A 13,500-nucleotide genomic window follows, 5' to 3' on the forward strand; every position below is an offset into this window, starting at 1 on the left:
GTGAATATATGAATATGCATCGAGTAGTTGCCATTATCTCAAAGGAATTTATCCATATTATCCGCGATCCCCGTAGTTTAGGCATGGCTATTGCCATGCCCATATTACTTATCTTTCTCTTTGGTTCGTCTCTCAGTCTGGATGTGGATAATGTTCCATTAGTGGTATGGGATCAAAATCGCACGAATGAGAGTCGTGAGTTTATTGGACGGTTTACAGCTTCCCGCTACTTTGGCCTATCCGGGTATGTCACTACTTATCACGAGATTGAACAAGCAATCGACAGGCGCGAGGCGATATTGGCTCTCGTCATTCCTGCTGATTTCAGCCGGAAGCTGGAAAGTGGCCAAAGTTCGGATGTCCAGTTGATTGTCGATGGCAGTGATGCCAATACCGCTACAATCGCCATCGGCTACGCCCAAATGATAACAGATGGCTATTCAAGTTCACTATTGATCAAAACAGCTCAAACGCGGGGCGCTAAAACGGCGAGCATCCCTCTTGAAGCCAAGCCACGAGTATGGTTCAATCAAAATATGCAGGCTAAGAACTACATTATACCGGGGCTCATTGCGGTAATCATGATGGTGATTGCAGCGTTACTGACATCGCTCACGATTGCTCGCGAATGGGAAAACGGAACAATGGAGCAGCTCCTCACTACTCCAATAAAACCGATTGAACTAATCGCGGGGAAGTTGACGCCCTACTTTTTAATCGGTATGCTGGATGTTTTACTGGCTGTCTTGATGGGCCAATATCTATTCGAAGTACCGCTTCGTGGCAATGCCGCTCTTGTTTTTGGAATGTCGGCAATCTTTCTCCCCGGATCACTTACCATGGGACTATTGATTAGTATAATGACAAGGTCGCAGCTTCTTGCCAGTCAGTTAGCCATGGTGCTGACTTTTTTACCGTCTTTTCTTCTGTCAGGTTTCATGTACTCTATTGCCAATATGCCGACTGCTATTCAAGGATTAACCTACCTTGTGCCTTCCCGATTTTTCGTAGCTATACTAAAAAATATTTACTTAAAAGGCGCAGGCATTGCAATTATTCTCTCTGAGGCGGCGGTTCTTTTGATATTTGCGGTAGTGCTTATCATCGTTGCTAACATCAAGCTGAAAAAAAGGCTGGTGTAGATTATGGCCTTTGAACGCCTACGACACATGATCCGAAAGGAATTTATTCAGGTATTCCGCAACTCTAAAATGCGAGCTATTGTCTTAGTAATGCCCCTTGTCCAAAGCATGATTTTTGGCTATGCGGTGACGACGGATGTAAAGCAAGTGGCCACTGCAATTTACGACCAGTCGGCAACACCGGAAAGCCGTGACCTGATTGACAGGTTTATCCACTCAGGTTACTTTTCGGTCAAGACAGTGATTCATAGCGACCGAGAGATTGATGAATTAATCGATCAGGGTAAGGTTGCAACCGTAATACGCATTCCTCACGATTTCAGCAGTAAGATTGTCGCTGGTGCAACCGCCCCTGTTCAGATTATCGTCGACGGCATAGATTCAAATACGGCCGGGGTAGTCTTGAATTATGCCGGCAACATTGTGCGAAATAATGCTGTTGAATTACAGCAAAAGCAGATGAACAGTGCAGGGCGGGAACCGGTTGGGGTAAATATTCAGACAAGATCATGGTTCAACGAAAACCTAACTAGCCGTAATTTCTACGTGCCGGGAGTTATCGCTGTAATCGTAATGCTAGTCACCCTATTATTGACCAGTATGTCGGTGGTTCGAGAGAAGGAACTTGGCACAATGGAGCAAATCGTTGTTACTCCGATTACACCCTTCGAATTTATCTTAGGGAAAACAATGCCGTCGATTATTCTCGGTTTCGCAAATATGATACTGGTTACCCTGATTAGTGTCTTTTGGTTCGATATACCAGTACGGGGCAGTATAATTACGCTGTTCATAGCTAATGGCTTCTATTTGATGACGACGATTGGCATCGGACTTCTTATTTCTACTGTATCGGAAACGCAGCAGCAGGCAATGATGTCGACCTTCTTCTTTTATTTGCCGGCGGTACTATTGTCTGGGTTCATGTTTCCCATCGCTAATATGCCGGACGTGGTGCAAACTTTCACCTATTTGAATCCATTGCGTTACTTCTTGATTATCATCCGAGGCATCTTTTTGAAGGGGGTAGGCGTGGCAATACTGTGGCCGCAAATCTTGGCGTTGCTTGCCCTTGGGAGCGTAGTTCTGACAATGGCGGTCAAAAGATTCCGTAAGAATCTAGCCTAGATATAGCAGCAATTACTCAAGTACAAACAGAAACTGGTTATTGGGAGGATTTAACGTGAGAAGTCGAAAGAGTACCGAAGCCAGAAAAGAGGAAATTGTTCGGGCTGCTTTAACGATAGTTGAACAAAGTGGATTGGACACCTTGAACATAAATGACATAGCCAGCGAGATCAAGCTGGTACCGTCCGCAATATATCGCCATTTTAAGGGGAAGGAGGAGATAGTTGCAGCCCTTATTGCGTTTGCTGACAAAAGGTTGAAGCACAACGTAAGCCAAGCAGCTGCTTTGGACGGCTCGGTTATTTCCCAATTAAAACTGCTTTTTGAGCTACACGTGAAGTTGCTTAGGGAGGAAGCTGCTATCCCACGAATCCTCTACTTTCTTCTCAATAGCGCCCGTGATCCCGAATTAAAGGCTAATATGTTATCTGTAGTTGGTTTCTATACACAGCAGGTAAAAGAGTTGTTGCTTCAGGGGCAAGAAAAAAGAGAGGTCAGTCTAGATTTGGACATTTCAGCGGCCGCGATGCTATTTTTAGGAATGGTACAGCCGCTAGCTATTCTTAGTGAAGTCAACCAGGAAGTACTCATTGAGTGCCCACCTGAACTTTGGCATATTTACCAACGGGCAATAACCATATAGCAACTTCTTAAAATGCCGCGGAACGACTTGTGATTTTTGTCACAGATTACTTTGCGTATATGTACTATGATGGTTTTGATGATTCAGAATAATTAGACCAGATACGGAAGGCAAAAGGAGCGCCATGTATTACGAAGTAGTTGAGAAGATTTCCGCTGCTGCCCACAGCAAAACGAGCTTGTTAAGGGAAAGCAAGGGCAAGTATATACTTTCATCCGCCTTAGCGGGAATGTATGTAGGGTTCGGAATATTGCTGATATTTACGATCGGTGGATTGTTAGGTCAAGCAAATTCGCCGTCAACGAAAATTGTAATGGGGCTTTCCTTTGGTGTGGCATTAAGTCTGGTTATCATGGCAGGTTCCGAACTCTTCACAGGTAACAATCTCGTCATGACAATCGGTATTTTAGAGAAAAAGGTTACCAGCCATGATGTTATTTCTGTTCATTTGTTTAGCTTTATTGGCAATCTCTTGGGCGCAGTAGCTTTAGCTTGGTTGTTTGTCTACTCCGGGCTAATCGACGGCAGTACAGGAAGTTTCATCAATAAGGCGGCAATGCTGAAAATGGAACTGCCATGGTTACAGCTTTTGCTACGTGGAATTCTTTGCAATATTCTAGTCTGTCTGGCGGTGTGGTGCTCCTTCCGCCTGAAAGAAGACGCAGGTAAACTCATTATGATCTTTTGGTGCCTTTTTGCCTTTATCACTACCGGTTTCGAGCATAGCGTGGCAAACATGACATTGTTAGCTGCAGCTGTTTTGGCGCCAGGTGCTGTTGGGGTGTCCGTAGCCGGACTTATCTACAACCTCGCATGGGTTACACTCGGCAACATTATCGGCGGAGCATTGATTGTGGGAGCTTCCTACTGGTATATTTCGAAGAAATGTTGACATATGGGGGATGGGCATGGCTTATAAAATAATACGAGAACGATTTGACCAGTATTTGCAACAGCTAAAAAAGGATTATCGCCTGTTTGCGCCGGTAGTCCTTAATGGGAAAGGAACATTCACTGATACTGATTCTATACGATATCAGGAAATTAACAGCATCGGGGAAATCTGTTTTGACAAAAAATCCAACTTCTCAGCCAAGGAAGTCTTGTTGCCGATCACGCAGACACTTTTTTACTTTACAGAAGATAATTGGTCCGAGCCGAAAGTCGATGATAAAAAACTGTTGCTGTTTGTGCGAAGCTGCGACATTCACGCCATAAGGCGACTTGATGATATTTATCTGCGTAATGGCTTTAAAGATCCTTACTACAAAGTATTGAGGGAAAAAGTGCGATTTTGCCTGATGGAGTGTGAGCAAGGCTTCGAAAATTGCTTTTGTGTCAGCATGAAGACAAACACAGTTGAGGAATATGATATGCTCGCACGCCCGCAAGGTAAATTTGTATATGTAACAGTAAAAAACAGCGAATTGGATTTCTTTGATGGCAAGGCAATCGAAATCGAACCAAAGTTTCCGCAGAAGAACATGACTGAGGTGAAATTGCCCCGCAGACTGAACCAGGACATAGCTGGTTCACCTATGTGGCAGGAGTATTCAGCCCGTTGTATTGGCTGCGGCCGTTGCAATTTTGTCTGTCCGACCTGCAGTTGTTTTTCCATGCAGGATATTTTCTACAAGGATAATGCCAACGCTGGCGAGCGCCGGCGGGTATGGGCGTCCTGCATGGTTGACGGCTTTACTGATATGGCGGGTGGGCATCAATTTCGTAAAAGCCAGGGAGACCGGATGCGTTTCCGGGTTATGCATAAAGTCTATGATTATAAGAAACGGTTTGGCTACCATATGTGTGTTGGCTGCGGCCGGTGTGATGATGCCTGTCCGGAGTACATTTCATTTTCTAACTGCCTGGATAAACTGGGGAAGGCTGAGGAGGCAGACCAATGAGTAATATTTATCTGCCGTTTACGTCGCGAATTATCAAGATTATCCAGCATACGGATATTGATTACACATTTTTTATGGAGTATCGCGGAGCCGTAAAACCAGGCCAGTTTTTTGAGGTTTCTATCCCCAAATACGGCGAGGCGCCTATTTCGGTAAGTGACATTGGCGATAATTATGTCGGTCTGACCATTCGCCGGGTTGGTGTGGTAACAAACACCATTCATGAAATGAAGGTAGGAGACTCTCTGTTCTTACGCGGTCCGTACGGTAATGGCTTCGACGTTGAACTGTATAAAGGTAAGGAAATTGTCATTGCTGCCGGTGGTACTGGATTGGCACCTGTTAAGGCAATTATTGATTACTTTACTGAGCACTGTGGTGAGGCAAAGTCTCTCACTGTTATGGCCGGGTTTAAGTCATCGAAAGATATTTTGTTCCGCGATGATTTCAAGAAGTGGGAACAGGCCTGTGATGTAACACTGACAATTGAAAGAGTCGATGATGATGGGATTCCGTGCCGCAGCGGGTTAATCACTCGCTATATACCAGATATACCATTTAAAAATGTTGATGAAGCGCAGGTTATTGTCGTCGGCCCGCCAATCATGATTAAATTCACAGTTGCCGAATTTCTAAAGCAAGGCGTCAGGGAAGAGAATTTATGGGTGTCGTACGAACGAAAGATGTGTTGTGGTGTTGGCAAATGCGGTCACTGTAAAATGGATGACACCTATATTTGCCTTGAAGGGCCGGTATTTAACTATACTAAAGCGAAAACCTTAATTGATTAAGGAGAGGCAGCATGAGTATAGATATAAAAACAAAAGAATTAAAAAAGAATGCCTTCCGGGTTACTAAAGAGCGAAATAAGACAGCAGTACGGATCAGAGTACCGGGCGGACATCTTGATGCACAGTATTTAAATGTCATCAAAGATGTCGCTGAGCAGTATGGAAATGGCACCGTCCATATCACCACTAGGCAGGGGTTTGAAATCCCTGGAATCGATATGGAAAGTATGCCCACAGTAAACCATATGATCCAAAGCTTGATCGTAGGGCTAAACATTAATCAAACCGAACCGAATCACGGATACCCGGCGGCAGGTACAAGAAACATATCTGCATGTATTGGCAGCCGTGTGTGTCCGTTTGCTAACTATGACACAACAGCGTTTGCCCAAAAGCTCGAGCAGGCTGTTTTCCCTAATGACTACCATGTAAAGATCGCTCTGACTGGTTGCCCAAATGATTGCATTAAAGCGAGGATGCACGATTTTGGCATTATCGGCATGAATGAGCCCCAATATGACGCTTATCGCTGCATCGGTTGCCAATCATGTGTCAAGAACTGCAAGAAACGGGCGGCTGGCGTGCTGAAGTTTGAGAATTTCAAAGTTGTGCGAGACGCTGATAAATGTATCGGCTGTGGTGAATGTGTGATCAAGTGTCCTTCCGGCGCTTGGACCAGAGGTTCGACTAAGCTGTTTCAACTTGTTATTATGGGGCGAACAGGCAAAAGAGATCCCCGCATTGCCCAACCGTTTATCCGGTGGGTGGACGCCGACAGTATTATTCATATTATTAGAAATACCTACGACTATGTAGATAAATACATTGATCGTGAGGCCCCCGGCGGCAAAGAACATGTTGGATATATTGTCGACAGAACAGGATACCAGGAGTTCAAAGCATGGGCTCTTAAAGATGTAGTGCTGAATGCGGAAGCTCAAGTGGCTGAGTACATCAACTGGTAGTATTGGGTAAAGTCATACACCTGTAATAACAAGGCTCATGACATGAAGCCTCTAATCGTTGCTCGATAATTTGCAAGACTGTGCTGTGAGAAACAGCCAAAACTCTTGTCGATTACGCAACATTGGAGAAAGCCGTCTAACAGTAGAATTTTCATTACATCTGCATTACAAATACGTTACAGAATTACGTAATGTATTTTGCATTACATAGAAATAATTGCCTTTCTTCCCAAAAGGCAACAAAAAGAGTCTTCGCAAATCGCGAAGACTCTAACTTTCTATTGGTGCGCCCGGCAGGAATCGAACCTGCGCTCCCGGTTCCGGAGACCGGTGCTCTATCCCCTGAGCTACGGGCGCGATTCGGAGTGGAACCACAAAAAATATTATAGCATATGGACTTTACGTTGTCCAATCAATATTGCATGATGCAATAAGTCAAAGGTGACAGCTAAATATAGACATTTTGACAAACTCGCCAAACGGAAGTACAATTATTACGAATCTTACGCGTTAGCGCCAGTGCATGCTATCGGCATGCTTTTCTTTTTTTAGTGATGTCGAGGGGATGGTGAAGGCGAATGATCATCGCCGTAATTGACGGTATGGGCGGCGGTTTAGGTGCTCAGCTTGTCACTAGTTTGACCGCGCAACTTGGCGCAAAAGCAGAGGTAATTGCCTTGGGCGCCAACGCTTTGGCTACCAATAATATGATTCGCGCTGGTGCTAGCCGCGGAGCAACAGGTGAAAATGCGATCTTGGTCTCTCTACGCAAGGCTGATATCGCGACAGGTCCGATTGGGATTATCATGGCAAATGCCATGATGGGTGAAATCACGCCTCAAATTGCTGCCGCTGTGTCCGATTCTGAGGCTCGAAAGGTATTGATCCCGGTTAATCAAAGCCATGTGGAAATCGTGGGATTAGAGCCACGACCGATGGGGCTTGCTATTCGCGAGGCTGTTGCTCGCATCGCTGAAATGGTGGAGGAGGGAAATGCTTGATCACTGTTCGAGAAAAGGTGCGTTTTGTTGAAACAGATATGATGGGGGTGGTTCATCACTCCAACCACTTTCGCTGGTTTGAAATGGCGCGGGTGGAGTATCTACGGCAAGCGGGGGTACTGTTGCTAGATTTGATGGCCCAAGATATTGTATTTCCGATCACTGAGGTGAGCTGCCAATATAAAGCTTCAGCTCGCTTTGACGATTGGCTGCTTATTCAAGCTAAACTTGCTGACCTTAGCCGCGCTAAAATGGTCTTCACATATCAGATCGTCAGAGAAAATGATCATACCTTGCTTGCAACTGGTCGAACGCAGAATGTGTTCACCGACGGCAGTGGCAGAATTATTCGCCTGCCGCTGGAATATTACAATGGATTGCATGCTTTATTTGCAACTGAGGAGTAATTTCTTAATTAGCCATGCAGGATTTTACGTTTTGATTTACGAAGAGAAGAAAAATGTCAAGGATTTTGGTGTATACTAGTAGTAATTATGGCTAGATTTACCAAGGTCAATAATCAAGATGGGGGATTTATTGTGAGTTTTTTGCTATTATTAATTGCTCTCGCAGCAGTGCTTGCTGTCGCCGTTTGGCTATTCTTATTGCGACAGGGTGACGCGGAGTTTATGTTTCTTACCGATAGTCGGGCCGAGTTTACCCTCCAGGAGATCACTCAAGACAAAGCAGTATTTGTCAGTCAAGTTCCATTTGTCAATCGTGGAACGCAAGATGGCACACTAGTAGACGTTTTTCCCAGGCATCTATTGCCTGTTGAGTATTTTGACTCTGTCAATGTGGCGGCGAAAATAACTATCGCCTCTCAGCCACGTAAAGATGACTATTGGGAAGCCGTTATCATTGAGTCTGGTAAAGGCGATGCCGTTATCTTGACTGTAATACTGACAGCTAAGAACGGCGACATTGTGAGTTCGCTTAGCGAAATGGTGGACATGCCGATTGATATTGTATACCAAGTTGTTGCCCGCTGTAATTGGTACTTGCATAAATCCCGACTTGTCATGCGTGCGGAAGAAATTGCCGCAGCAATGGCTGAAGTCTCAGCGAAAGGAGGTGTTGCGAAGTGACGGAAGCAGTTTTGGAACTTGTCCCTGTCCGCACCCGCATCGTGACACCAAAAGATAACATTATTGATATTATTGAGAAATACGCTGGCAAGGATATTGGCCCCAATGATGTCGTATCAGTAGCCGAAAGCGTTTTGGCTATTTCCCAGGGGCGGATACTGTATATGGAAGAAATGAAGCCGCGTTTTTCAGCCCGTTTGCTCTGCCGCTTTGTGCCGCAGAAGGGTAGCTTGTCAAGCACCTATGGTATGGAAGCAGCGATGCTGGCAGAAGGCGAAGGCAGGGTCATTTTTGCTTTCTTGATGGGGATACTTGGCAAACTGGTCGGCAGAAACGGTGTATTTTATGAGATGGCGGGGAAACAAGCCGCACTAATCGATGACGTAACAGGTACTATGCCACCATTTGATAAGTGTTTGGTCTACGGACCGGACAATCCGTCAGGAGTCGCCGAAGAAATGAAACGGCGCTTGGGTTGTTACGGAGCAGCAGTTGCCGATGTCAACGACCTGAAGCGGGCCGCCGTACTTGGAGTAACCGATGGACTTGATCCAAAGCAGTTAGCGCAAATTCTGATTGATAATCCATTTGGTAATGCGTCACAGCAGACGCCGGTTGTTATTATCAAAAACTACGCCCTTGCCGAATCCCGGGCCCTAAGCCGCTGATATACCCCATCTGCGTTGTTAGCCCCAGCAACCCATGGCTAGCGTACTACCGGTACGCGTCGCTGCTGGGCTGCTGGGGCTGCCTAGCATCTGGGGCATCTGAACGGCTTATGACCCGGGATTGAGAAAGTGTATAAAAGGTGAGCGTCGCGGCTGGGTTTGCGGGGCTGCCTAGCATCTGGGCACACCTAAGCGGCCTAGCTGCGCGGCCACGGAATGGGAAAAAACGGGACCGACGGAAACGAGGGGTGGGCTGACCAATGTTACTCGGCATTGATGTGGGCGGGACGTTTACGGATGCGGTGGCGGTGGCGGGTGGGGTGATTATCGCCCAGGCTAAGTCGCCGACGACAGAGGATTTATTGACCGGGATATTGGCTTCGTTGGATAAAGTGCTGGCTGAGGCTGGAAATGTGCCGATTGAACGCGTGGCTCTGTCGACGACTTTTGTTACCAATGCACTAGTACAGGGTAAGGTTAGTCGAGTCGGCTTGCTGCTGATGCCAGGGCCAGGGCTTGATTGCTCTGGGCTGCTGCCGACCTTGCCAGTTATATTAGACGGCTATATTGATCACCGGGGGCGTGAAGCTGCACCAGTGATGCAAGATCAGGTTAAAGCAGCCTGTCGCCAGTTGTCTGATTGTGAGGCAATTGCCATCTCGGGGAAGTTCTCAGTCCGTAATCCGCAACACGAAGCCAAAGTTGCCGGTTGGGCGGCAGGTTTGCTACATACTCATATCACTCGTGGGGCGGAGGTGTCTGGGGGCCTAAATTTCCCGCGACGCACCAATTCTGCTTACTATAATGCGGCGGTTTGGCACACTTTTGGCTTGTTTGCTAGTGCGGCAGAAGAAGCCGTGCGGCGTCGTGGTATTCAGGCGCCAATTTACATATTGAAGGCAGACGGTGGAACCCTGCCGCTGAGCTTGGCGAGACGCTTTCCGGTGGAAACGGTATTGACCGGTCCTGCGGCCAGCGTGTTGGGGATCATGGCACTTACAAAGCCTCAGGGGCAAGCAGTGTCGTTAGACATTGGCGGTACCACTACAGATATGGCTCTATGGCAAGACGGCATTCCGCTTGCCGCACCACGCGGCGTGCAACTGGCCGGTTATGCGACAGCTGTGCGCTCGTTTCGCCTGCGTTCAATTGGCGTTGGCGGTGATAGTGTAGTTCGACGTATTGGTTCTGTGCTTTCTGTTGGCCCTGATCGCATGGGGGCGGCGGCAGCGCTTGGCGGCCCAGCCCCGACCTTGTCTGACGCCATGATTGTGGCCGGGAGTCTGAACTTTGGCGACCCGGATAAGGCATGGCAAGCAATGCGTATGCTCGCAGGTCCTGACCAGACGGTAGAAGAAATCGCAACACAGACTTTGACAGTTGCTGTCGATATCATTACCCGGGAAATACAAGCAATGATTGAGGAGCATTTTGCTGATCCAGTTTATCGAGTGGAAGACATGCTCACCAGACAACCGCTTTGCCCGGACAAGTTCATTATTGTCGGTGGCGCAGGCAAAGGGCTGGCTCCGCTGCTTGTATCCGCTTGGGCTAAGAAAACCGGTCATTTCTGTACACTTGATACTCCGTCAGCCGCAGTAATCGCCAACGCCGTAGGTGCTGCCGTTGCTAAGCCTACGCTTACTCTGACCGTGCGGGCGGACAGCGAGCAGGGCTGTTACTCGATACCTGAACTCGCTATCCGCCAGCCACTAGAGCGTCGTTCGATAACTGTTGAAACGGTCAAGCAGCTAGCGGCAGATTACCTGGTGCGTCAGGCAGATGTGTCTGGCAGTGACGCTGCTTCGCTAGAGACCGTGCTTTTGGAAGAATTCAACATGGTTCGGGGATTTCAAACAGTTGGTAAAAGTGTTCTGGTCCAGCTGCAGGTAACTCCCGGAGTTTTGATGTCTGTCAGCAGCAAGGAAGTGGCAATATGAGTGCTAAACCTCTAGGATTGGTGTTTTTTCCTGCGTTTGATTGGGCGATCAGTCCGACACATCCTGAACGACAAGAACGTTTACTTTATACCCGTGACCAGATTGTTGAAGAAGGCTTGCTTGACCTATCTGCTATCAGAGAATATAAGCCAAAACTGGCAACTTTGCGAGACCTTCAACGGGTTCATATCGGTGTTCCCGGGATCGAGCCTTTGATTACTGATGCCCATTTGATCTCTGCTGGTGGCGCGATTGCTGCGGCTGAGTCTGTGCTGCGTGGTGAAACTGCTCACGCCTTTGCACTAGTGAGGCCACCAGGGCATCACGCCATGCGAGTCGTCCATGGCACGCGTGGCTTTTGCACCATTAACATTGAGGCAGTCATGATTGAACACTTGCGCCAGCACTATGGTATCAGGCGGGTGGCAGTTGTCGATACTGATGTACATCATGGCGATGGGACACAGGATATCTTTTATCATGATCCAGACACGCTGTTCATCTCTTTCCATCAAGATGGGCGCACCCTATATCCAGGCAGCGGGGCTGTAGAGGAAATCGGCGGGCCGAAGGCTTGGGGGACCACCGTGAATATCCCTTTACCGCCTGGTACGACTGACGAAGGCTTACACCAAGTCCTCGATGCAGTCATTTTACCAATGTTAGCTGATTTTCAGCCTGACATGATTATCAATTCAGCTGGACAGGATAATCATTATAGCGATCCACTGGCCAACATGGCGATTACGGCCCAGGGCTATGCCCGTCTTGCTGAAAAGTTGCAAGCTGATGTCGCTGTGCTCGAGGGCGGCTATTCGATTGAGGAAGCTCTGCCATATGTTAATGTCGGTATCATCCTGGCAATGGCAGGGCTGCCGTATCATCGAGTCGTCGAACCTGACCGTCATCTGCAAAACCTTGTTCAGACCGATCGGATAAATCGGTATATCGACCAATTAATTAAACAATGGCAAGGACTATGGAAGAACCGTGATCACATGCGCCAGCAGGTGATGCAACAGGCTGGCGATTACTGGCGGCGTTCTAAGTCAATTTATTATGATGACAGCGGTATTCGAGAGAGCCAGCAGGAGACATTGCGAATCTGCCCCGACTGTCATGGAACTTTACAAATTGCTAGTCAAGCTGAGGGGCATGATATTGGCATAAAGCGTGTTTTTGGCGTCGTGCTGCCGAGAGACTGTTGTCCCCGTTGCGCTCATGCAGGCAGGGATGCCGCGCTTGCGGCAAAGAAGCAAAACCACTATGGAATAGTGGTAATACAGGATAGGCAAAACGATACATACGAGAACCTTATCGGGCGCTGATATACCCCCATCTGCGTTGTTGCTCCTGCGGGTTACTTACTTGCGTACCTGCGAACGTACGCGGCGCTGCGTAATCCTCGTCGCGCCTAGCATATGGAGGCATCTCAGCGCCCTGGGAACGGGGCTATCATTAAGAAAAAAACAGGAGGCAGAACACATGGCAAGATTTGATGGACGAGCTAACGACCAAATGCGAACTGTCAGTATTCAACGCAATTATTTAAAATACCCAGAGGGCTCTGTGCTAGTTAGCTTTGGCGATACCAAGGTGATTTGTACCGCGACAGTGGAAGAAAAAGTACCACACTTTCTTAAGGGATCGGGTGAAGGCTGGGTAACTGCTGAATACTCTCTCCTGCCGCGTTCAACACAAAGCCGAAACCCACGTGAGGCCGCTAAAGGCAAGGTGACTGGGAGAACCCAGGAAATACAGCGGCTGATCGGTCGCTCTCTGCGCGGCGTATGCAATATGAAGGCTTTGGGCGAACGTACGATCCTGATCGACTGTGACGTTATCCAGGCAGACGGCGGCACCCGCACAGCTTCGATAACCGGCGCTTTCGTCGCTTTAGTGGATGCTGTATCGCGCTTTCATACTCTCGGACAGCCCTTTCCCGTTATCGACTTTCTCGCCGCTATCAGTGTTGGCGTGATCGACGATCATGTGCTGCTTGATCTCTGCTATGAAGAAGATTCGCGGGCAGGCGTTGACCTCAACTTAGTCATGACGGGCTCTGGACAGTATATCGAAGTCCAAGGCACTGGTGAGAAGTCTTCGTATTCCCGCCAACAGTTGGATGGGATGCTGGCGGCAGGAGAAACCGGTATTAACCAGTTGATTGAATATCAAAAAGAAGTGTTAGGTGAAACCGCATGGAAAATTGGCAGAGCAGATTAGACGG

14 protein-coding genes and 1 tRNA gene are annotated in these 13,500 nt (G+C 47.7%); 14 read left to right on the forward strand and 1 reads right to left on the reverse strand.

Features of this window, described 5'->3' with window-relative positions; all coding sequences use genetic code 11:
• Positions 1-8: 8 nt before the first annotated feature.
• The 7 genes from AXX12_RS11370 to asrC all read left to right on the forward strand — a co-directional run bounded on the left by AXX12_RS11370 (position 9) and on the right by asrC (position 6,573).
• A complete protein-coding gene (locus tag AXX12_RS11370) occupies positions 9-1,142 on the forward strand; it encodes an ABC transporter permease (RefSeq protein ID WP_066242448.1) in 1,134 nt (377 codons plus the stop codon).
• A gap of 3 nt (positions 1,143-1,145) precedes the next feature.
• The gene (locus tag AXX12_RS11375; protein ID WP_066242451.1) at positions 1,146-2,270 is read left to right on the forward strand and encodes an ABC transporter permease; all 1,125 of its coding nucleotides are present in this window, start codon (positions 1,146-1,148) and stop codon (positions 2,268-2,270) included.
• A 55-nt stretch (positions 2,271-2,325) separates the two neighbouring features.
• Entirely contained in the window at positions 2,326-2,913 is a 588-nt protein-coding gene (locus tag AXX12_RS11380) for a TetR/AcrR family transcriptional regulator (RefSeq protein ID WP_066242454.1), read from the forward strand.
• Between the two features lie 124 nt (positions 2,914-3,037).
• Positions 3,038-3,805 (forward strand): formate/nitrite transporter family protein, encoded by a 768-nt coding sequence (locus AXX12_RS11385; protein ID WP_066242457.1) that lies wholly within the window; start codon positions 3,038-3,040, stop codon positions 3,803-3,805.
• 16 nt (positions 3,806-3,821) lie between these two features.
• Entirely contained in the window at positions 3,822-4,817 is a 996-nt protein-coding gene (gene asrA / locus AXX12_RS11390; RefSeq protein WP_066242459.1) for an anaerobic sulfite reductase subunit AsrA, read from the forward strand.
• A complete protein-coding gene (asrB, locus tag AXX12_RS11395; RefSeq protein WP_066242461.1) occupies positions 4,814-5,608 on the forward strand; it encodes an anaerobic sulfite reductase subunit AsrB in 795 nt (264 codons plus the stop codon). Before asrA ends, asrB begins: the two co-directional genes overlap by 4 nt.
• A gap of 17 nt (positions 5,609-5,625) precedes the next feature.
• A complete protein-coding gene (gene asrC / locus AXX12_RS11400; RefSeq protein WP_156478659.1) occupies positions 5,626-6,573 on the forward strand; it encodes a sulfite reductase subunit C in 948 nt (315 codons plus the stop codon).
• Between the two features lie 282 nt (positions 6,574-6,855).
• Here asrC and AXX12_RS11405 read toward each other — a convergent pair.
• Positions 6,856-6,930: transfer RNA gene (locus tag AXX12_RS11405), tRNA-Arg, on the reverse strand.
• Between the two features lie 221 nt (positions 6,931-7,151).
• Between AXX12_RS11405 and AXX12_RS11410 the strand changes: the two genes are divergently transcribed.
• The 7 genes from AXX12_RS11410 to rph all read left to right on the forward strand — a co-directional run bounded on the left by AXX12_RS11410 (position 7,152) and on the right by rph (position 13,496).
• Complete coding sequence (locus tag AXX12_RS11410; protein ID WP_066242467.1) at positions 7,152-7,574, forward strand: DUF3842 family protein; 423 nt, start codon at positions 7,152-7,154, stop codon at positions 7,572-7,574.
• On the forward strand, positions 7,571-7,981 hold the full coding sequence (locus tag AXX12_RS11415; protein WP_066242471.1) for an acyl-CoA thioesterase: 411 nt from the start codon (positions 7,571-7,573) through the stop codon (positions 7,979-7,981). The genes AXX12_RS11410 and AXX12_RS11415 overlap by 4 nt, the downstream gene beginning before the upstream one ends.
• A gap of 132 nt (positions 7,982-8,113) precedes the next feature.
• Positions 8,114-8,662, forward strand: a complete 549-nt coding sequence (locus AXX12_RS11420; RefSeq protein WP_082816817.1) for a hypothetical protein — start codon at positions 8,114-8,116, stop codon at positions 8,660-8,662.
• On the forward strand, positions 8,659-9,330 hold the full coding sequence (locus AXX12_RS11425; protein ID WP_066242478.1) for a coenzyme F420-0:L-glutamate ligase: 672 nt from the start codon (positions 8,659-8,661) through the stop codon (positions 9,328-9,330). The genes AXX12_RS11420 and AXX12_RS11425 overlap by 4 nt, the downstream gene beginning before the upstream one ends.
• A 260-nt stretch (positions 9,331-9,590) precedes the next feature.
• Positions 9,591-11,270: a hydantoinase/oxoprolinase family protein gene (locus tag AXX12_RS11430; protein ID WP_066242481.1), complete on the forward strand. Its 1,680-nt coding sequence runs from the start codon at positions 9,591-9,593 to the stop codon at positions 11,268-11,270.
• Positions 11,267-12,598, forward strand: a complete 1,332-nt coding sequence (locus AXX12_RS11435) for a histone deacetylase family protein (RefSeq protein ID WP_066242483.1) — start codon at positions 11,267-11,269, stop codon at positions 12,596-12,598. The genes AXX12_RS11430 and AXX12_RS11435 overlap by 4 nt, the downstream gene beginning before the upstream one ends.
• A gap of 157 nt (positions 12,599-12,755) precedes the next feature.
• Positions 12,756-13,496, forward strand: a complete 741-nt coding sequence (gene rph / locus AXX12_RS11440; RefSeq protein WP_066242485.1) for a ribonuclease PH — start codon at positions 12,756-12,758, stop codon at positions 13,494-13,496.
• The last annotated feature ends 4 nt before the right edge of the window (positions 13,497-13,500 follow it).

The sequence above is a fragment of the Anaerosporomusa subterranea genome, assembly GCF_001611555.1.
GTDB lineage: Bacteria > Bacillota > Negativicutes > Sporomusales > Acetonemataceae > Anaerosporomusa > Anaerosporomusa subterranea.

Coding starts and splice junctions, on each gene's coding strand:
- AXX12_RS11370 (WP_066242448.1), top strand. CDS start 9: ATGAATATGCATCGAGTAGTTGCCATTATCTCAAAGGAATTTATCCAT.
- AXX12_RS11375 (WP_066242451.1), top strand. CDS start 1,146: ATGGCCTTTGAACGCCTACGACACATGATCCGAAAGGAATTTATTCAG.
- AXX12_RS11385 (WP_066242457.1), top strand. CDS start 3,038: ATGTATTACGAAGTAGTTGAGAAGATTTCCGCTGCTGCCCACAGCAAA.
- asrA (WP_066242459.1), top strand. CDS start 3,822: ATGGCTTATAAAATAATACGAGAACGATTTGACCAGTATTTGCAACAG.
- asrB (WP_066242461.1), top strand. CDS start 4,814: ATGAGTAATATTTATCTGCCGTTTACGTCGCGAATTATCAAGATTATC.
- AXX12_RS11410 (WP_066242467.1), top strand. CDS start 7,152: ATGATCATCGCCGTAATTGACGGTATGGGCGGCGGTTTAGGTGCTCAG.
- AXX12_RS11430 (WP_066242481.1), top strand. CDS start 9,591: ATGTTACTCGGCATTGATGTGGGCGGGACGTTTACGGATGCGGTGGCG.
- AXX12_RS11435 (WP_066242483.1), top strand. CDS start 11,267: ATGAGTGCTAAACCTCTAGGATTGGTGTTTTTTCCTGCGTTTGATTGG.
- rph (WP_066242485.1), top strand. CDS start 12,756: ATGGCAAGATTTGATGGACGAGCTAACGACCAAATGCGAACTGTCAGT.